A 17,903-nucleotide genomic window follows, 5' to 3' on the forward strand; every position below is an offset into this window, starting at 1 on the left:
TAAATCCTGTCGGCACGTTAGCGTGACTCTTTTAGTGGGTCACATTATCTCGTTTAAGTACCTTCCATGCCGTCAATAGAATAATTTTTGTATCAAACAAAAGGGATTGTCGATGCAAGTACTCAACATCCAAAGCCACCTTTTCAGGGATAGGTAACTCATCCCGACCATTGATTTGTGCCCAACCAGTTAAACCCGGCAACAAACCATGCACACCCGATTTTGTGCGCAATTCAATCAAGTCGTGCTGATTGAACAAGGCTGGGCGCGGTCCGACAAAACTCATATCCCCCACCAAAATGCTCCACAACTGCGGCAGCTCGTCCAGACTGCTTTTCCGTAAAAATGAACCGATTGGCGTCAGGTAAGCACCCGGGTCTTTTAATAAGTGCGTTGCCACTGCGGGCGTTCCGATCTGCATGCTGCGGAACTTGGGCATTTTGAATATTTGGTTGTTGCGACCCACTCGGTCTGACCAATACAGAATTGGGCCAATTGAAGTCAACCGAACCGCTAGTGCCACAACCAAGATTGGAAGCAGAAAAATCAAACTGGCAAAGAGCGCCAGCGACAAATCAAAAGCTCGTTTCATGACGGATTGATATCTTGCACAACTCTGCGCAAACCTTCTGCAATTGAAATAGGTGGAACCCAACCGAGCATTTGGCGGGCCTTCGAAATATCTATCTGCAAGTTGCCACACAGCCGTTGCACTGCATCGCCCTTGCCCAACAGCGCTGCCCCTGCTTGCAAAACCCATACGGGGACTTGTAGCAAACGTGCGGGCACGTCTGCCGCCTGCGCCATACCACGCACCAGCTGGGTAGTGGACAGGTCTTGCCCGTCGCTCACCAAAAAGGTCTGATTGGCGGCTTGAGGGTGGGTCACGCAAACCACGATGAAATCCACCAAGTTGTCCAGCGCCACCAGGCTACGTCGGTTGTGAACCGCGCCGAGCGGCAAGGGCCAACCGCGCTGCACGGCGCGCATGAGCGCAGCAAAGTTGGCCTTGACGCCCGGGCCGTAGACCAACGGCGGACGAATGATGACCACCTCCATGCCGGTGTCTGAAGCAATCTGATGCAATCCCTGCTCGGCCTCGCGCTTACTCAGGCCATAAGCGTCTTGCGGGTTGGGGGCATCGGCTTCGGTAAAAGCACATCCGGGTAACGTGAGCTCGCCATTGACCTTGACCGAACTGATGAACACAAAGCGCGTCACCCCAGCGGCTGCAGCCTGACGAGCCAGAGCCAGCGTGCCATCCACATTGACCGCACGGAACGCAGCCACCGGGTCAATTGCCGTGTCATGCATGACGTGAACGCGGGCCGCAAGATGAACCACCAGATGAGCACCTGACACGGCATGCTGCCATTGGGTGGCGCCGTCAACCGATCCAACAATCACTTGCTGCAACCTACTGGCAACCGAACCGGATGATCGAACGGCAGCGCGCACGCTTGAGCCATCGCGCATCAAGCGCTGACACAGCCGCCCGCCCACCAAGCCACTGGCGCCTGTCACCAGTATCGTCATGGCTGCTGCCTGTTGAGTTGTCGGTAAACCGGCGACAAAAAGAAGCGCAACATGCTGGCAATGTGCCAACGCAGAAACTTCAAGCTGCGATGGCTGCTGCGCTGGGCATGGTGAATCACCTGGCTGTCTGAACACACGGCAACCTGGTAGCCAGCCAAACGCAATCTGCCACACAAATCCACGTCTTCGTAATACAAGAAATAGCGCTCATCAAACCCATGTACTTCATCAAACACCTGATGGGAAAACAGCATGAACATACCCCCAACCCAATCTGGCTCAAAATCCCGGGTGATCAATGAATAGTCTGATTTTTGATTTGCTCCGACCACCTTGAAAAGAATCGTCAATGGCGTCGGAAAACGCCGCACACTGTTTTCAATGCCACCATCTGGCCCCAAAACCAAAGGTGCAACAACACCAACAACGGGATTTCTCAAATACACCAATAATGCTGAAAAGGGTTCAGATTCAAACCGGATGTCAGGATTGATGACACAAAAGTACTGACCAGAAGCATGTTTAAAGGCTTGGTTATGGTTGGCGCCAAAACCCTTTGGGGTCTGATTTCTAACGACCTTAATGGGATAAAAATAGTCTGACTCGCGAAATTCCAATTGCTCCTGAATATTCAGCGTCAGGATCAATTCAATATCCAGATCACCACAATGTTTTTGGATATCGGCCATCAACAAAGTCACCAATGCCATTTGCCCATGGCTGACGACAGATATTGACAAGAGCCCCGTGGGTGAGTTTGTTATTTTTTCCATCGCAGATAGCCCACATAAATCACCAAGCGCCGTGCGTATTTCAACAAGGAATAGGCCACCAATACAGCAAGCTGAAAACCGCTGATGCAGCCATCTCTGTACAGGCGGCGGTAGTTCCCCAAATCGCTACGCTCCATCAACCAAACCCGCGAACTCAAGCCGGTGACTCCAAATGGGTCTTTGTAAATTGCAGCCAAGGCCGCAGGCAGTTTGACCACACGGTCGCCAGAACACACCACGCGCAGCCAAAGCATGTGGTCTTCCATGTAGCGCTGTCGCTCAATGAATCGATGGCGAATGTCTCGCTTGATCATTACAGAAGGGGTAACAAATCGGTTGGACATCAGCATTCCCCATTTGCTCACGGTCTGTGCATCTCCTTGACCAACATCCCAATACGGCAGCACGCCCTGTTTTAACAGGCGAAACCCATGCCCACACAAAACAACGTCTGGATGCGCGGCCATGTAGGCGTACTGGATTTCAATCTTGCGAAAATGCCAGGCATCATCCGCATCCAGAAAGGCCACATAGGGTTGACTCGCGACGTCCCACCCTGCATTGCGGGCGCTGCCAGCCCCCATGTTTTTGTCCAAAAAAACCAGCTTGACCCAACCAGGATCAAATTGCTGGCTGAGTTTCTTCATGGCCTCACGGGTGTCATCACCACTTGCATCGTCCACCAGAATGACCTCTGCTGGGCGAAGTGTTTGAGCCGCCACGGAAGCCAAGGCTCGCTCAATGGTGCGAGAGCATCGATAGCAGGGGATGACGACCGAGACAGCTGCCAACAAAGTGACGCCCATCAGGTTTTCGTCCAATAGGCAGGTAAACCCATGCACTGCCGCCCCATATCAAGAAGCCTTCTTGCCTGTTTTTCACCCAAAAATTGCCACAACAGCAACCGAATGTACGTGCGCAAAACCGCCGCTCGCCACCTCCAACCAGGCAATCCCAATCCATTTTTTATTTGAGCTAACCTAACTTCTCGCAAGCCCAAAAGGGTGTTTGCCGGATCAGTACTAACGCCGCCTTGTCGCATCGCCGTTACAACAAGGCCCTCAATAAAGAAAGCATCTTTTGTCTTGAGTTCACGCAATAGCAACTCGTAATCTCCTGCAATACGGAACGACTCATCAAAATTTCCGTGCTCCACAAATAGACTACGCTTATGCATCGCCGCTGGATGCGGGACACACATCGTCTGTTTGAATTTATTTTTCACAGTTGCCCATGGATCTCCCACAGCATAAAGCTCTGCACCAATATTATTGAGTAGCATGATCTGCCCATAGGCCACGCGAATATCAGAGGAAACCAACCTCAACTGCTCAGCCATACGCTCAAGCACCCGCATATCCCACAAATAATCATCAGCCCCCAGAAAAAAAATCCAGTCACCTTTCGCCTGCACCAAAGCCTTGTTCCATGCGTTGTAAATGCCACTATCCGGCTCGGAAATCCAGTAAGTGATCCGCTGGCTATTGGTTTGAATTAAATCGACCGTGCCATCTTTGGAGCCACCATCGATAACAATCAACTCAATATCTTCATAGGTCTGGTCAAAGACACTAGTCAAACATTGCTGCAAGGTACTTTTCCCGTTGTAGACGGCGATCACAACACTAAATAGCATATCTTATAAATTTAGATAATATTTTATTCATGGAAACCCATAACAACACAATTCATTTAATGATATCCAGCCTGCCCTTTACAAACTTATCCACTACATGTGCAACTGCATAACTCATTAATCCAACCATTTCATAAAAAGATCCTGTGCCTTCATATTTACGAAGGTGCTCGCCGGGGAGTATCCACTTCTTTCTCAACTTCATATCTTGAAGCCAACTGAATGAAAGATAACGAAGCCAATTTTTCGATGAATAGTTTTTTGTCAGAAACAGGCTGAAAACGGATTGATATCCGTCTGTCACCGTATTGTTTGCATTGGCCATTGAAAACGAATTTTTATGCATCCGAAAAAAAACCAGTGGTGTGTCAATGTAAGCCACACAGGCGTGACTATGCGCCGTCAATAATAAAATCATCACGTCTGGCCCTGCCCCATTTTTCTCATATTCTCTAGGCGTTGCCGTTTCGAATTGAACATGAAGATGTTTCAATAAATCATCAGTACGAAGCAATACGGCACCAGGACTAACCGGGGCCTTCGCAGTCAAAATGAGATTGAAAAATTGTGCTGGACTTAATCTTGGTGATTCATTTTTTCCATAAAAAATAACAGCATTAGCAACTGACGACCCAACATATGCCGCACAATACACAAGCGCAACCTGTGGATCGTTCAATTTTGGCAGCATTTCACTCAAGCAAGTTGGCACCAAGCAATCGTCGCTGAATAAAATCTTGCTGTACGCGCCCTTGGCTTCTTGAACACATCGAATCCAATTACGCACGGGTCCGATATTGGATCCATTGCGAAACACCCTCACCCGCTGATCTATTTTTGAAAAATTCTGACAAATTTCCCAAGTACCGTCATCGCTTGCGTTATCTACAACAACAACCTCAAAGTCTGAGAAGGTTTGATCCAATGCGGACTGAATGCATTCCGCAATGTAATTTTTTCGGTTATAAACAGGAATCAGGATACTGACTTTTGGAGGGTTTTTTGCCGCATTCATCATGTTTGCCTCGCACTCGTATTTCCACGCATTATTCGACCATTTAGTATGCTGCTTACCTGAACCGGAAGAGCTATTGCAGCAAGTGACAGACTAACAATCGTGGCCAGCACAATGCCACTTAAACCAAGTGAGAAATATTTAACAAAAAGTACGGACAAAGGAACATTCAACAGCATTGCAATAATTGAAGTGTAAAGTTGAATTCTTATATCACCAATGCCATTTACAAACATGGCATAAATGTTATTCCACGCCGAAACCAGAACAAAAATACCTATAGTAATGACCAGAGGCAACGAAACGACCATTTCAGGGCCAATCCAGATGGCAATAACTGGTTGCGCCAATAATCCAATGACAAACACCGCGATCACGATGCCACTAAAAATATGCAATTGTTTGCGCAGCATCCGCTTAATCCACCCCATATCACCACGGTGGTAAGCATCGGTGTAGGCGGACCAAAGCGGTGCAGAAATGAGTGCATGAGCAAATGTGATCACGCTAAACAACTTGAAGATGACTTCATACTGGGCGACATGCTGCGGGCCAAAGAGTTGAGTAATCAGCATTTTGTCTGTCGTAAAGATGACCAGAACCGCCATCTGGATCGTAAAAAATTTCAGCCCGATTGACAACAGTGGATGAATGTGCGTTTTGTCCAGTGAGACTTTGGGTCGCAATTCACGATACCGTTGATTAAACCAATAACTCAGGATGAGATTGGCCGCCACGAGCGAGATGCCATAGGTCAGGGCAAGGTAAGTTATGCTGGCTTGCGTTGTTTGGGTCAAAACAAAAACGAACAGTAACGCCAGAACATTGGCGATCAGCTGCCCCAGCGCAGCCATGGCCGTTTTTTGCACGGCCCCCAAAAGTGCATTGATCAAGCCTAACCAGAAGTTGAACACAACGAAAAAAAGGGCGACTTGTACCGTCAGCCGCAAGGTAGCTTCTTGAATTACTTGCGTATTGAAGACCGCTTGCCAAGGCACAAAAAACGAGATGCCTGTCAGCAGTACCCATAGCGCCACGGCAATCAGGCCAATAAGGCTGTAACCAGAGGCGATGAAATTAGCGGCTTCGACCTTGTCGTTTCTTGCCAGGGCTTCAGCAACCTTGTTGCGCAACCCGTTGCCGATGCCCAAGTCAAAAAAAACAACCCATGACATGAGGGTGAGCATTGTTGACCATACGCCAAACTGCTCTTGCCCCAGGTAGCGGATCATTAAAGGAATAGCCAGGAAAGATGCCAGCATGGCGACCGCTTTGTAACCGACGGCACCCTTTATTTGGCTCAGATAGTTGCGGCTTCGCTCCTTGGAAACATCCGCAGTCATTACGTGGCACTCACCCACTCAACCATGCGCGCTACGCCGTCTGTCGCTCTGACCAAAGGTTGCCAATTGAGCAGTTGGGTTGCTTTTGTCAGGTCCGAGACGAACACGCGTTGATCGCTTTCGCGCACCGGCAACTTCGTGTAATTCAACTTCACGCTTGCTATTTGCTCAAGCAGTGCGAACAGTTCCAGCAACGACAGACTGTTTTCAATACCACCACCGACATTGAAAGCCTGGCCTTTGGCGCTGTCAATATGGTTAACTGCGGCCATGTATAGCCGCTTCATATCGTCAGCATGTAGCACGTCGCGCACTTGCTTGCCGGAGCCGGAGATAGTGAATGGCTCCTTGAGCACACCCGTTCTGGCTTCAACCGTTTTCTGACAAAACCACCCTACCCAACCCTGGTCGTACGTCGCAAATTGCCTACCGCCATACATGGATGAATGCCGGAACACCACGGTCTTGAGGCCGAAGATGCGGGCGTAATCCAGCATGTACTGGTCGGCCGCGCCTTTGGAGCAGCCATACGGTGAATGGAAGCTGAGCTGGGTCTGCTCGTTGAAACCATTGGGTTGCTCAATGCACTGGTAACGGGTATCCGTTTCAACGTAGGTGTATTGCTCCAGGTCACCATAGACTTTATTGGTGGACGAATACACCACGATTGCATCGGGGGCATGGTTGCGCACGGCTTCTAGCAGGTTGTGCGTGCCCATGACGTTGACCTCAAAATCCATGCGAGGGTTGGCAATGGAGGTGGTCATGGCCACTTGGCCGGCCAAATGAAAGACTGTGTCAGGCTTGAAGGCCTGAATCACACGGGTAATGTCATTTTGGTTTCGGATGTCACCATGCTCAAAGGTGAACTTGCCTTGGGATTGCAGCCAGGTCAGGTTCTCACGCGAGCCGTTGCGGTGCAGGTTATCAAACACGACCAGTTCATCACCGCGAGCAAAAGCGTCTGATGCGAGATTGCTGCCCAGAAATCCGCAGCCACCGGTAATCAGTAGTTTCATTTATTAAATTCCAGTTCTATTGTTTTCTTCAGCCCGGCATTCAGATCAAACGCTGGATGCCAGCCAAGTTGGGTGATGTGGTCAATATTGGCCACGCAATGCATGGTTTCGTTGGCTCGGTAAGGCAATGCGCCAAAAAGCAATTGGGTTTGGGACGCAGTCAAACGGTGGGCAGCTTCGACAAATTGTCGAATAGTGGGCGCAATGCCGGAGCCGACTTCAATGTTCACCGCTGACTCCAACTGGTGACGTTGGGCTAGCAGCGTGTCATAGGCACGAACGACATCATCGATGTAGATAAAGTCACGCGACTGCTCACCAGCGGTGAGTTTCAGCACGGGGTCGTTTCGGCGGCAGGCCTGAAGTACGTGCGTGGTGAATTTTGATGCGTCGTCGCCGGGGCCGTACATGTGCTGAAGCAACACATTGACAAACCTAAATGGATTACCTGATTGGCAAGCCAACGTGCACCCCCACTGCGAAAATTGGTGTTTGCTCAGTGCATAGGAGCTGACTTCGGGCGCCAAGGCACTGCCGGTGTTGATAAAGCTGACCGGCTGTGCGCTGTGCTGCAAGGCTTGCAGAATGACTAGTCCAAGACGCAGATTGGCATCGAAAATTTGGAGACTGGTTTCACCCTGGCGGCCATAGGCGCAAGCGGTGTGAACAACGGCGTCCGGCTGAATTTTTTTGACATAGCCGTCAATTTCGGCATCAGTGGTGCAGCGGCCAACATCGAATGACGCGTCTAAACCGAGCAGTCGATCTAGCGTTGATGTTGGCCGTAGCAGCAAGGCTACTTGGTGTCCGGCATTGAGCCAATGGCGGGCTAGCGCACTCCCCAAGAAGCCGCTGGCGCCAGTTAGAAGGATTTTCAAGACAGGGTTGCTTCTTTAAAAATGCTATTGTATTGATAGCTTCTTACGCATACTTAAAAAGGGCTAGAGGCTGATTTCATATAAATTCCTCTGCATCCAAGCCAGACTTAAAAATTCACACCCAGATAGCTCTCGATTTTCTGCGCCGCAAACTCCAGCATTTCAAGTGTCAGCGCCGGCTGCACGCCGATCCAGAAGGTGTTGTTCATCACGTTGTCGGTATTGGTCAAATCACCGCTGATGCGGTAATTGACCCCAGCCATGTAGGGCTGGCGCGTCAAGTTGCCGGCAAACAACAGGCGGGTGCCGACTTTGTTCTGGTCCAGGTAGGTGAGCAAGTCCAGCCGCGTGACGGGGCAGTTTTCTTTGAGCGTAATGGGGAAGCCAAACCACGAGGGATCGGAGTGCTCGGTGGGCTCGGGCAGGCTAACAAATTCTTCGCAGTCTTTCAGCCGTGCTCTTAGGAAGGCATAGTTGTCTTTGCGGGCCTGAATGAATTGCGGCGCTTTTTCCAACTGCGCCAAGCCACAGGCAGCTTGCATGTCGGTAATTTTGAGGTTGTAGCCCAGGTGGCTGTAGGTGTATTTGTGGTCATAGCCATAAGGCAAATCACCCAACTGCTGGCAAAAGCGTTTTCCGCAAGTGTTGTCTTTGCCCGGCTGACAATAACAATCGCGCCCCCAATCACGAAAGCTCTCAGCAATGCTTTTTAGCTCGTCATGCTTGGTGAACACCGCGCCGCCTTCGCCCATGGTGATGTGGTGCGCCGGGTAGAAGCTGAGCGTGCCAATGTCACCAAAGGTGCCAACCATCTGACCTCGATAGGTGGTGCCCAGTGCGTCGCAACAGTCTTCTACCAGCCACAAGTTGTACTTTTTACACAGGGCCGTGACCACATCCAGGTTAAACGGGTTGCCTAGGCTGTGCGCCAACATGATGGCTTTGGTTTTGGGGCTGATGGCGGCTTCAATCTTACTGGCATCAATGTTATGCGTAAGGCGATCCACGTCCACAAACACCGGCACAGCGCCAAATTGCAGGATAGGGTTGACGGTGGTGGGGAAGCCTGCGGCCACGCCAATCACTTCATCACCCTTCTTGATGGCACGCTCGCCCAATTTGGGGGATGTAAGGGTGCTGAACGCGACCAGGTTGGCAGACGAGCCAGAGTTCACGGTAATCAGGTGCTTGATACCAATGAATGCGGCGAGTTTTTTCTCAAACTCGGCATTGAAACGGCCGGTGGTTAGCCAGCCATCAAGAGATGCTTCAACCATGTATTTCAGCTCTTCGGCGCCAATGACTTTGCCGGAAGGTGGCACCACAGTTTCACCGGGCACAAAAGCTTGGGGCGCATGAACAATGTTTGAGTACTGCTGCACCAGCGCAGCAATTTCGCGGCGGATGGCGTCAGGCGCTTTAGGCATAAATTGAATGGGTTCGGCTGTCATATTGCTTCTGAATTTATAGCGAGAGAGTATTGCTGAATTTGAGCTAGGCACAGTTTTTTCATATCGTCATTGGCCAGCCAAGCCTGGTGCCATGTGGTGATGTGCGCCAGGGCGGTTGCCAAAGACCAATGCGGTTGCCAGTCTAGGCGGGCTTTGGCTTTGGAAATGTCGAGCTTGAGGTAGTTGGCTTCATGCGGGTGTACACCGCCGTCTTGTTGCCAACTTGCGCCGTTGCCCCAGCTGTTGACCATGTGCTCAACAATCCATTGCACCGGGCGGGCATCATCGTCTTTGGGTCCAAAGTTCCAGCCTTCGGCAAGGGCCTGCCCGTCGGTGCAAAGCCGCTCCGCTAACGCCAAATAACCGCCAAGTGGCTCCAGCACGTGCTGCCAGGGGCGAGTTGCGTTGGGGTTGCGAACGATGACAGGGTGGCCTTGCTCAAAAGCTCGCAAGATGTCAGGCACCAAGCGGTCTGCGGCCCAATCGCCACCGCCGATGACGTTGCCAGCACGGGCAGAGGCCAATGCAATGCCACAGGCTCTCAAGTACGAGTCGCGATAGGCGCTGGTCACCAACTCTGCGCAGCCTTTGCTGTTGCTGTAGGGGTCATGGCCACCCATAGGCTCATTTTCACGGTAACCCCAGAGCCACTCTTTGTTTTCATAGCATTTGTCAGTGGTGATGACCACAACAGCCTTGACACTGGGTGTGTGGCGGGCAGACTCCAGCACATGAACCGTGCCCATGACGTTGGTCGCATAGGTTTCTACCGGCTCCGCGTATGACAGGCGCACCAGCGGTTGAGCGGCCATGTGGATCACGATGTCAGCCTGACTGGCCTGCATGGCTTTTCGTACAGTTGCCAAGTCGCGAATATCACCGATGGTGCTGCCTGCCATCCCGCTTGCCACATCAGCTACAGTAAACAGGTTTGGAGTGGTGGGTGGTGTGAGCGCCAGGCCATGCAGTTCTGCGCCCATGCTTTGCAGCCACAGACTGAGCCAACTGCCTTTGAACCCGGTGTGACCGGTTAAAAAAACGCGTTTTCCGCGCCAAAACGCGGGATTCATGACCATACTTTCCAAGGCGCTTGCCCCGACTGCCAGAGCTCCTCAAGAAGTATCTTGTCGCGCAGCGTATCCATGGGTTGCCAAAATCCATGATGCTGATAGGCGGCTAAATTACCCTCCTTAGCCAAACACTCCAGCGGCTCACGCTCCCAAACGGTCTTGTCATCTGCAATGAATTCAAGAACCTGGGGGGACAGCACGAAGAAGCCACCATTGATCGTCGCGCCATCGCCCTTGGGCTTTTCCATGAAACTGTTCACCTTGCTGCCCGTCATGCTCAACGCTCCAAAACGTCCTGCCGGAACGGTTGCGGTCAAAGTAGCTTTGACGTTTTGAATTCGGTGAAAAGCAATTAGTTCGGTGATATCAATGTCGCCAACGCCGTCGCCATAAGTCATGCAAAAAGTATCTTCATCCTGGACGTACTTCGCCACACGTTTGAGGCGGCCGCCGGTCATGGTCTCGTCGCCCGTATCGACCAAGGTAACCCGCCAAGGCTCGGCATGCCGGTGATGCACCTCCATGGTGTTTTTGCTCATGTCAAAAGTAATGTCCGACATGTGTAAAAAATAGTTGGCAAAGTATTCTTTGATGACGTAGCCCTTGTATCCACAGCAAATCACAAAATCGTTGATGCCATGGTGGGAATACGTTTTCATGATGTGCCACAAAATTGGCTTACCGCCAATTTCAATCATGGGTTTGGGGCGAATCGAGGTTTCTTCGGATATTCGGGTACCCAAGCCACCGGCAAGAATGACTGCTTTCATTTATTATGACCTTTGTTTACCGTTTTGCTACTATTTTTATAGCTCTAAGCGCATGCATATAAAGGGTTATAGGCAGATTTCATGGGCATTAACCTGAACACTAACGAGGTGCCAGCGTGTCGCTGTTGGCCGCTTCCCGCTGCAGCGATTCAATCTCCACCCTGAGTTGCTCATACTCGTGCACCTTGTGTTTCAAAAATCGCCCCGCCAGCGCTGATTTCTCGACAATGCCCGCCGGCGTAAGAAAATAGGCGTAAGCCAATTTCCGCTTGCTACTCTGAAAATTCTGCGCTTTCAACAAACCCTTATCGAGCAGGGCTTTGAGACAGAAGTTGGTTTTCCCCAAACTCACACCCAACGCCGCAGCCAACTCACGCTGGTTCATCTGCGGGTTGATTTCCAGCAAGCGCAAAACCTTGAGATGCGTATCCAGGTGAATCGATATTTCTTCAGGCATTGGTTGGAAGCGCAATAGAGACTATGGCGCCCATCTGTTCATGTGTTGAACGAATGATATCACCCTCAAAAATGAATCCCCCGCATCATCTGCTGCAGCGCCACCGCCTCAGCAGACAAATGTGACTTGGCAGGCTTGTCGCCCGGCTTCGCCCCCTTGGCCGCAGTGGAGTCCGGGAACATCCTGAAGCTGGTGTTCATGGCAATTTGCGCCACGCGCGGCAGCAAGGCGTGCAGGACCTGGCCGGTGATGCCCAGGCGCGTGGCAATGCGCACCGGTTTGAAGATACAGGCCTGCGCAATCATGTCAGCGGCTTCTTCGGGGCTGAGGGTGGGCACGTTGTTATACAGGCCAGTAGGCGCAATCATGGGGGTGCGCACCAGCGGCATGTTGATGGTGGTGAACGTCACTCCCTGGTCGGCAAACTCACTTGACGCACAGCGCGTCCAGGCATCTAACGCGGCTTTGCTGGCCACATAGGCACTGAAGCGCGGCGCGTTGGTCAGCACGCCAATGCTGCTGATGTTGACCACATGGCCACGGCGCTTGGCCACCATGCCGGGCAAAAAACCGGTGGTCACGCGCAAGCTGCCGAAGTAGTTGAGCTGCATGGTGCGCTCGTAGTCGTGGAAGCGGTCGTAACTGGACTCGATGGCGCGGCGAATCGATCTGCCCGCGTTGTTGACAAGGAAGTCCACCCCACCGTGCGCCAGCGTGATTTGCTTGACAAAGTTGGCACAGGCCTCCGGCTCGGCAATGTCCACAGCATAGGCTGTGAACTGGTAGCCTTTTGCCGCGGCCTCGGCGCAGGCCACGTCGAGCTTGTCCTGGTCTCGCCCGCAAATTAAAGTTATAGCGCCCCCCTCTGCAAACTTGTGGGCGGAGGCCAATCCAATACCTGAAGAGCCACCCGTGACCAGCACCACCTTGCCGCCCACCGTGCCGCGCAAACTGCGGTCAATGTGCAGATCGGGGTCCAGGTGGCGCTCCCAGTAGTCCCATAACCGCCAGGCGTAGTCTTTCAGGTTGGGGCATGCAACACCCGTCCCTTTGAGCGCGGCCAGGGTGTCGCGGCAGTCAAAACGCGTGGGGTAGTTGACGAAGGTCAGCATGTCTTCGGGCAGTCCCAAATCTTGCATGATGGCGTTGCGCACGCGGCGCACCGGCGCCAACGCCATCAGGCCTTTGGTGACGCTGCGCGGAATAAAGCCGAGCAAGGCAGCGTTGATGAAGAGGTTCATCTTGGGCGCGTGCGCCGCTTTGCTGAAAATGTCCAGCACATCCCCTACGCGGTAACCTACCGGGTCGACCAGGTGATAGCATTTTTGGGTGATGTCTTTTTGATGGCTGATGGCGTTCAGGGCGTCCACCACAAAATCGACCGGCACGATGTTAATGCGTCCGCCTTCCAGTCCGATGGACGGCAGCCAGGGCGGCAGCAACTGGCGCATGCGCTGGATCAGCTTGAAGAAGTAATACGGCCCGTCGATCTTGTCCATTTCACCCGTGCTGCTGTCGCCCACCACCATGGCCGGGCGATACACCGACCAAGGCACTTTGCACTCTTGGCGGACAATTTTTTCGCTTTCATGCTTGGTCATGAAATACGGGTGTTCGTAATTCTCGGCCTCATTGAACATGTCTTCGCGGAACACGCCTTCATAAAGACCCGCCGCCGCAATGGAGCTCACATGGTGAAAGTGCCCGGCATCAATGGCTTTGGCCAACTCGATGGTGTTGCGGGTGCCGTCCACATTCACCTCGATCTGACTGACCGCATCAGCACCCAGGTCGTAAATGGCGGCCAGGTGGTAAACATGATCGACCTGCCCTTTGAGCAGCTTGATGTCTGCGTTTGAGACACCCAGGTTCTTGCTGGTCAGATCACCTGTCACGGGAACGACGCGTGCCGCGCTTGCGCCCCAAAATTCACGCAGCGTCTTGATCTTACCTTCGCTGCCTTTGCGAACCAAGAAATACACCACCGCGCCTTTGCGCTCCAGCAGTTTCTTGACCAGCCGTTTGCCAATGAACCCGGTCGCCCCGGTGACGAAATAACGCATCGATGTCTCCCAAAGAAGGGCTCTATTTTTGCCCGAACCGGATCAGACCACCCTAGCGTTAACCCGCGTGCGCTGCGTCGCCATGGGGAACAAAGTGATGCCGTCGCCATGAAGAAGCTTTGTTTTAGGATGTTTTCCCTACACATTGGCGTCAGTAGTCTTTAAAGTTCGTTCGATGCGTTGATGAAATTGATGCACACATTTTTTAGCCACCCCATTACCAATGACCTACTAGGAGCCCACCATGGTTACCAAACTCAAAAAAGTCAGCGCCGCTGCCAAATCGTCGATCAAGTCGGAGGGCAAAGCCACCCGCAAAAAATCTGCCAAGTCAACGGCCACGAAATCTTCCGTTTTGTCGGACTCGGTCAGAGATTCAGCCCAGCAAATCTGGCAGGCCGGTCTGGGCGCCTTTAACAAAGCCCAGGCAGGCGGCACCAAGGCGTTTGAAGCCTTGGTGAAAGAAGGCGTGAGCTTGCAGCGCAAGACCCAGTCAGCCGCTGAAGAAAAAATCTCTGAAGCCACCCAACGAATGACCAGCATGGCCACTGACATCTCCAGCAAAGCCTCCGGCCAATGGGACAAATTAGAGAGCATTTTTGAAGACCGCGTGGCCAAGGCGCTCAACAAGCTGGGCGTGCCGTCGGCCAAAGACGTGGACGCGCTGATTGCCCGCATTGACGCACTCAACGCCAGCGTGCAAAAACTCACACCCAAGAAGGCTGCGGCCAAGCCAGCGACCGAAACAGTCGCCAAGCCTGTGGCCAAAGTTGCCGCAAAACAATTTGCCGCTAAAACGCCAGCAAAGGCAGCAGCCAAAGTGCCCGCCAAGGCTGCCAAACCCGCGGCAAAAGTAGCGGCAAAGGCTGCGGCCAAACCAATCGCCAAAGCCGCGCCGCGCAAACCAGCCACACGCAAGTCGCCAGCTGGGGTTGAAGCTGCGGTTGAGGCTGCGATTGCGACCAAAGCTTCCGCTGAAGACCAGGCAAACCCTGTTTGACAAGCGCCTGATCAGCACTAAACTCCAAAACCATGAAGCCTGCCAGCCGCACCGCCGTGAACCCCGCCGCGCCTCGAATTGCCTTGGCGCTGGCAGGCGGTGGTCCACTGGGCGCCATCTATGAAATTGGAGCTTTGTGTGCCTTGCAGGACTCGCTTATCGGCATCAACTTCACCCAGTTGCAGCACTATGTGGGCGTGTCGGCGGGCGGCTTCATTGCGGCGGGTCTGGCCAACGGGATCACGCCACAGCAGTTGTTTTCGCTGTTCATTGAAGACCGCAGAAGGCAAACCGAAGCGTTTGACCCGGCCTGCCTTTTGACGCCGGCGTTCTCGGAGTTTTTCACGCGTAGCCTGCGCCTGCCCACGCTCTTGGCAGCAGGGGCCTGGCAAGGCAGCTTTGGTCGCCAAACCCTCATGCGCGCGCTGGAACGCCTGAGCCCGAGCTTGCCCACGGGTATTTTTTCAAGCAAGCAAATCAACACCGAGCTGACCCGCCTGTTCGCAAAGGCGGGGCGCACCAACGATTTTCGGCAGCTCAAGAGCCGCTTGACCTTGGTGGCCACCCACTTGGACAGTTGCAGTGCCGTGGCGTTCGGGCGCGCCGGCTGGGACCACGTGCCAATCTCAAAGGCCGTGCAAGCCAGTGCGGCCCTGCCCGGCCTGTTTCCGCCGGTGGAGATTGACGGCCAGCATTACTGCGACGGCGCACTCATCAAAACCATGCACGCATCGGTGGCGCTGGACGAGGGTGTGGACCTGATGCTGTGCCTGAACCCGCTGGTGCCATTTGATGCGTCGGTGCCACAGGCAATCACCGACCGCCTCACACCTTGGGCATCGCCCGAGCGCATTCCGCGCATTGTGGATGGCGGCTTGCCGGCCGTATTGAGCCAAACTTTTCGCTCACTCATCCATTCGCGCCTGGTGATGGGACTGAAGGCGTATGAGCACACCTACCCCAACACCGACATTGTGCTGATTGAGCCTGACCACCGCGACCCTGAGCTGTACTTGGCGAACACCTTCAGCTACAGCCAGCGCCGCCATCTGGCCGAACACGCTTACCAGAAAACCCGCCAAATGCTGCGCTCGCGTCAGACTGGGCTGGGCGCCAAGCTGGGCTACCACGGCATCACTCTGAACCACGCAGCGCTTGACGATGTTCACAAACATCTGTGCCCACCAAAACGCCCCCAGACCCGCGTCGGGCAGTCTTTGACCAGACTACACGACATCATGGACAACCTGCAACAGGTGGTTGACGTGGCTTCACTGGAAGGCGTGGCCACATGGTAAAAAAAGCGCCGCGGCGCACTGCAGAGCGCATTCTTGAAGTGACGCTGACGCTTTTCAACCGCTTTGGCGAGCCCAATGTGTCGACCACCTTGATCTCGGCCGAGCTCAACATCAGCCCGGGCAACCTGTATTACCACTACCCCGCCAAAGATGAGCTGATCAACGCGCTGTTTGACCGCTTTGAGCACCCCTTGAATGACCTGCTGGGCGCCAGCGATGACGTGCGCAACGTCGAGGACGCCTGGTTTTTCCTGCACACGCTGTTTGAACTGATCTGGCAATACCGCTTTTTGTACCGCGACCTGAATGACCTGCTGAGCAAAAACCGGCGCCTGGAAACCCACTTTCAGTCGATTCTGAAAAACAAGACCCGTGCGCTGAAAGCGCTGCTTGAAGGCATGCGCCGTGGTGGCGCCCTGCAAATTGACGCCCGCGAGCTTGACGCCACCGCCACCAGCATGGTGGTGGTGCTGACCTATTGGCTCAGCTTTGAATACGTGCGCGACCCGCGCAACGCCCTGGAAGAGCAAAACGCGCAAGCCGCCTTGATGCGTGGCGCGCAGCATGTACTCAACCTGCTGGCGCCCTACCTGGAGCAAAGCCAGCGCACCCATTTGGTCCACCTGGCCGATGCCTACAATAAAGAAGTCAAGTAAAAAACAGCGATCAGGAGATAACCATGGCCCATTGGACCGCTTTCCCCTATGCGGGTGAGTACAACTTTGATGCAAAAAGCGTCAAAACGCATTGGGCCAGACTACATGCCGGCGACCTGGAGCCGCTGCCGCAAGACGCCAAATTACTCAATGCCTGGGCAAAATTTCACAACGGCGAATTTCAAAAAGCCACCGTTGAGGGGCTCAACCTGGGCCTGGCGGGTTTGAACGTTGCCAACAAGGCCACCTGCGTTTACGCCAATTACCTTGAGAAACACGAGGCCTGCCGGCTGGAGATGTTCCTTGACGTGGCCAAACGCGCCGAGCAGCAAATCAACCAAGACCCCGACAACGTCAACGCCTATTACTGGCATGCCTACGCCTTGGGCCGCTACAGCCAGGGACTCAGCGTGGCCAAGGCACTGGCACAAGGCATTGGCAACACGGTTAAAACCAACCTTGAAACCGTCATCAAGCGCCAGCCCAACCATGTTGATGCGCACATTGCCCTGGGCGCTTTTCATGCCGAAGTGATCGACAAGGTCGGCTCGTTGATAGGCGCCATGGCCTACGGCGCGCACCGCGACACCGGCATGAACCTGTTTGACCAGGCCCTCAAGCTGCAGGCGGCATCGGCTGCCGGCATGATCGAATACGCCCATGCAATGCTGATGCTCGACGGCGAGAAGATGATGAGCGAGGCCAACCGCCTGTACCAGTTGGCAGCGGGCGCCCAACCGGTGGACGCCATGGAACACCTGGACATGGAAATGGCGCGCACCGAACTGACTGACTGAAACAGATAAATTTAGTAACTACTCAGCTCCCAACGGAGATTAATTTGAGTTCGCTATGAAATAGTGAGCGAGAATTAGTTTTGATGCCAACCCTGCCCGACCTCACCGAACTCAGCCATGCACAAAAGGATGAGCTGATCA

The 17,903-nt window shown here is 53.3% G+C and carries 18 protein-coding genes; 4 read left to right on the forward strand and 14 right to left on the reverse strand.

Features of this window, described 5'->3' with window-relative positions; translation table 11 throughout:
- Positions 1-31 precede the first annotated feature (31 nt).
- The 14 genes from PHQ58_RS14230 to PHQ58_RS14295 form a co-directional block, all read right to left on the reverse strand.
- Positions 32-592, reverse strand: a complete 561-nt coding sequence (locus PHQ58_RS14230; protein ID WP_300112000.1) for a sugar transferase — start codon at positions 590-592, stop codon at positions 32-34.
- Entirely contained in the window at positions 589-1,536 is a 948-nt protein-coding gene (locus PHQ58_RS14235; RefSeq protein WP_300112002.1) for an SDR family oxidoreductase, read from the reverse strand. The genes PHQ58_RS14230 and PHQ58_RS14235 overlap by 4 nt, the downstream gene beginning before the upstream one ends.
- Complete coding sequence (locus tag PHQ58_RS14240) at positions 1,533-2,309, reverse strand: glycosyltransferase (protein ID WP_367187327.1); 777 nt, start codon at positions 2,307-2,309, stop codon at positions 1,533-1,535. The genes PHQ58_RS14235 and PHQ58_RS14240 overlap by 4 nt, the downstream gene beginning before the upstream one ends.
- A complete protein-coding gene (locus tag PHQ58_RS14245) occupies positions 2,297-3,115 on the reverse strand; it encodes a glycosyltransferase family 2 protein (RefSeq protein ID WP_300112003.1) in 819 nt (272 codons plus the stop codon). The genes PHQ58_RS14240 and PHQ58_RS14245 overlap by 13 nt, the downstream gene beginning before the upstream one ends.
- Positions 3,115-3,930, reverse strand: a complete 816-nt coding sequence (locus tag PHQ58_RS14250; protein ID WP_300112005.1) for a glycosyltransferase family 2 protein — start codon at positions 3,928-3,930, stop codon at positions 3,115-3,117. Before PHQ58_RS14250 ends, PHQ58_RS14245 begins: the two co-directional genes overlap by 1 nt.
- Positions 3,931-3,997: 67 nt before the next feature.
- Positions 3,998-4,960, reverse strand: coding sequence for a glycosyltransferase family 2 protein (locus PHQ58_RS14255; protein WP_300112007.1), 963 nt, complete (start codon positions 4,958-4,960; stop codon positions 3,998-4,000).
- Complete coding sequence (locus PHQ58_RS14260) at positions 4,960-6,303, reverse strand: oligosaccharide flippase family protein (protein WP_300112009.1); 1,344 nt, start codon at positions 6,301-6,303, stop codon at positions 4,960-4,962. The genes PHQ58_RS14255 and PHQ58_RS14260 overlap by 1 nt, the downstream gene beginning before the upstream one ends.
- Complete coding sequence (locus PHQ58_RS14265) at positions 6,303-7,322, reverse strand: GDP-mannose 4,6-dehydratase (protein ID WP_300112011.1); 1,020 nt, start codon at positions 7,320-7,322, stop codon at positions 6,303-6,305. Before PHQ58_RS14265 ends, PHQ58_RS14260 begins: the two co-directional genes overlap by 1 nt.
- Positions 7,319-8,200, reverse strand: coding sequence for an NAD(P)-dependent oxidoreductase (locus tag PHQ58_RS14270; protein ID WP_300112013.1), 882 nt, complete (start codon positions 8,198-8,200; stop codon positions 7,319-7,321). The genes PHQ58_RS14265 and PHQ58_RS14270 overlap by 4 nt, the downstream gene beginning before the upstream one ends.
- 107 nt (positions 8,201-8,307) lie before the next feature.
- Positions 8,308-9,627, reverse strand: coding sequence for a lipopolysaccharide biosynthesis protein RfbH (rfbH, locus tag PHQ58_RS14275; RefSeq protein ID WP_300112015.1), 1,320 nt, complete (start codon positions 9,625-9,627; stop codon positions 8,308-8,310).
- Positions 9,628-9,647: 20 nt separating this feature from the next.
- Positions 9,648-10,721: a CDP-glucose 4,6-dehydratase gene (gene rfbG, locus PHQ58_RS14280; RefSeq protein WP_300112018.1), complete on the reverse strand. Its 1,074-nt coding sequence runs from the start codon at positions 10,719-10,721 to the stop codon at positions 9,648-9,650.
- Entirely contained in the window at positions 10,718-11,491 is a 774-nt protein-coding gene (gene rfbF, locus PHQ58_RS14285) for a glucose-1-phosphate cytidylyltransferase (protein WP_300112020.1), read from the reverse strand. The genes rfbG and rfbF overlap by 4 nt, the downstream gene beginning before the upstream one ends.
- Before the next feature lie 100 nt (positions 11,492-11,591).
- Positions 11,592-11,948, reverse strand: coding sequence for a MarR family EPS-associated transcriptional regulator (locus tag PHQ58_RS14290; protein WP_300112022.1), 357 nt, complete (start codon positions 11,946-11,948; stop codon positions 11,592-11,594).
- 65 nt (positions 11,949-12,013) lie between these two features.
- Positions 12,014-14,011, reverse strand: a complete 1,998-nt coding sequence (locus PHQ58_RS14295; RefSeq protein WP_300112024.1) for an SDR family oxidoreductase — start codon at positions 14,009-14,011, stop codon at positions 12,014-12,016.
- 244 nt (positions 14,012-14,255) lie between these two features.
- Between PHQ58_RS14295 and PHQ58_RS14300 the strand changes: the two genes are divergently transcribed.
- The 4 genes from PHQ58_RS14300 to PHQ58_RS14315 are packed head-to-tail and all read left to right on the forward strand — an operon-like array spanning position 14,256 to position 17,762.
- Positions 14,256-15,011: a phasin family protein gene (locus PHQ58_RS14300; protein WP_300112026.1), complete on the forward strand. Its 756-nt coding sequence runs from the start codon at positions 14,256-14,258 to the stop codon at positions 15,009-15,011.
- Positions 15,012-15,043: 32 nt separating this feature from the next.
- Positions 15,044-16,309 (forward strand): patatin-like phospholipase family protein, encoded by a 1,266-nt coding sequence (locus PHQ58_RS14305; protein ID WP_300112028.1) that lies wholly within the window; start codon positions 15,044-15,046, stop codon positions 16,307-16,309.
- On the forward strand, positions 16,303-16,965 hold the full coding sequence (locus PHQ58_RS14310) for a TetR/AcrR family transcriptional regulator (protein WP_300112030.1): 663 nt from the start codon (positions 16,303-16,305) through the stop codon (positions 16,963-16,965). Before PHQ58_RS14305 ends, PHQ58_RS14310 begins: the two co-directional genes overlap by 7 nt.
- Before the next feature lie 23 nt (positions 16,966-16,988).
- Positions 16,989-17,762, forward strand: coding sequence for a hypothetical protein (locus PHQ58_RS14315; RefSeq protein WP_300112032.1), 774 nt, complete (start codon positions 16,989-16,991; stop codon positions 17,760-17,762).
- Positions 17,763-17,903: the final 141 nt, after the last annotated feature.

The organism is Rhodoferax sp., assembly GCF_028688795.1.
Classification (GTDB): Bacteria; Pseudomonadota; Gammaproteobacteria; order Burkholderiales; family Burkholderiaceae_C; genus Rhodoferax.

Excerpts from the sequence above, each read along its gene's own strand:
- PHQ58_RS14230 (WP_300112000.1), bottom strand. The coding sequence starts at position 592 with ATGAAACGAGCTTTTGATTTGTCGCTGGCGCTCTTTGCCAGTTTGATT.
- PHQ58_RS14235 (WP_300112002.1), bottom strand. The coding sequence starts at position 1,536 with ATGACGATACTGGTGACAGGCGCCAGTGGCTTGGTGGGCGGGCGGCTG.
- PHQ58_RS14240 (WP_367187327.1), bottom strand. The coding sequence starts at position 2,309 with ATGGAAAAAATAACAAACTCACCCACGGGGCTCTTGTCAATATCTGTC.
- PHQ58_RS14245 (WP_300112003.1), bottom strand. The coding sequence starts at position 3,115 with ATGGGCGTCACTTTGTTGGCAGCTGTCTCGGTCGTCATCCCCTGCTAT.
- PHQ58_RS14255 (WP_300112007.1), bottom strand. The coding sequence starts at position 4,960 with ATGAATGCGGCAAAAAACCCTCCAAAAGTCAGTATCCTGATTCCTGTT.
- PHQ58_RS14260 (WP_300112009.1), bottom strand. The coding sequence starts at position 6,303 with ATGACTGCGGATGTTTCCAAGGAGCGAAGCCGCAACTATCTGAGCCAA.
- PHQ58_RS14265 (WP_300112011.1), bottom strand. The coding sequence starts at position 7,322 with ATGAAACTACTGATTACCGGTGGCTGCGGATTTCTGGGCAGCAATCTC.
- rfbH (WP_300112015.1), bottom strand. The coding sequence starts at position 9,627 with ATGCCTAAAGCGCCTGACGCCATCCGCCGCGAAATTGCTGCGCTGGTG.
- rfbG (WP_300112018.1), bottom strand. The coding sequence starts at position 10,721 with ATGAATCCCGCGTTTTGGCGCGGAAAACGCGTTTTTTTAACCGGTCAC.
- rfbF (WP_300112020.1), bottom strand. The coding sequence starts at position 11,491 with ATGAAAGCAGTCATTCTTGCCGGTGGCTTGGGTACCCGAATATCCGAA.
- PHQ58_RS14290 (WP_300112022.1), bottom strand. The coding sequence starts at position 11,948 with ATGCCTGAAGAAATATCGATTCACCTGGATACGCATCTCAAGGTTTTG.
- PHQ58_RS14295 (WP_300112024.1), bottom strand. The coding sequence starts at position 14,011 with ATGCGTTATTTCGTCACCGGGGCGACCGGGTTCATTGGCAAACGGCTG.
- PHQ58_RS14300 (WP_300112026.1), top strand. The coding sequence starts at position 14,256 with ATGGTTACCAAACTCAAAAAAGTCAGCGCCGCTGCCAAATCGTCGATC.
- PHQ58_RS14305 (WP_300112028.1), top strand. The coding sequence starts at position 15,044 with ATGAAGCCTGCCAGCCGCACCGCCGTGAACCCCGCCGCGCCTCGAATT.
- PHQ58_RS14310 (WP_300112030.1), top strand. The coding sequence starts at position 16,303 with ATGGTAAAAAAAGCGCCGCGGCGCACTGCAGAGCGCATTCTTGAAGTG.
- PHQ58_RS14315 (WP_300112032.1), top strand. The coding sequence starts at position 16,989 with ATGGCCCATTGGACCGCTTTCCCCTATGCGGGTGAGTACAACTTTGAT.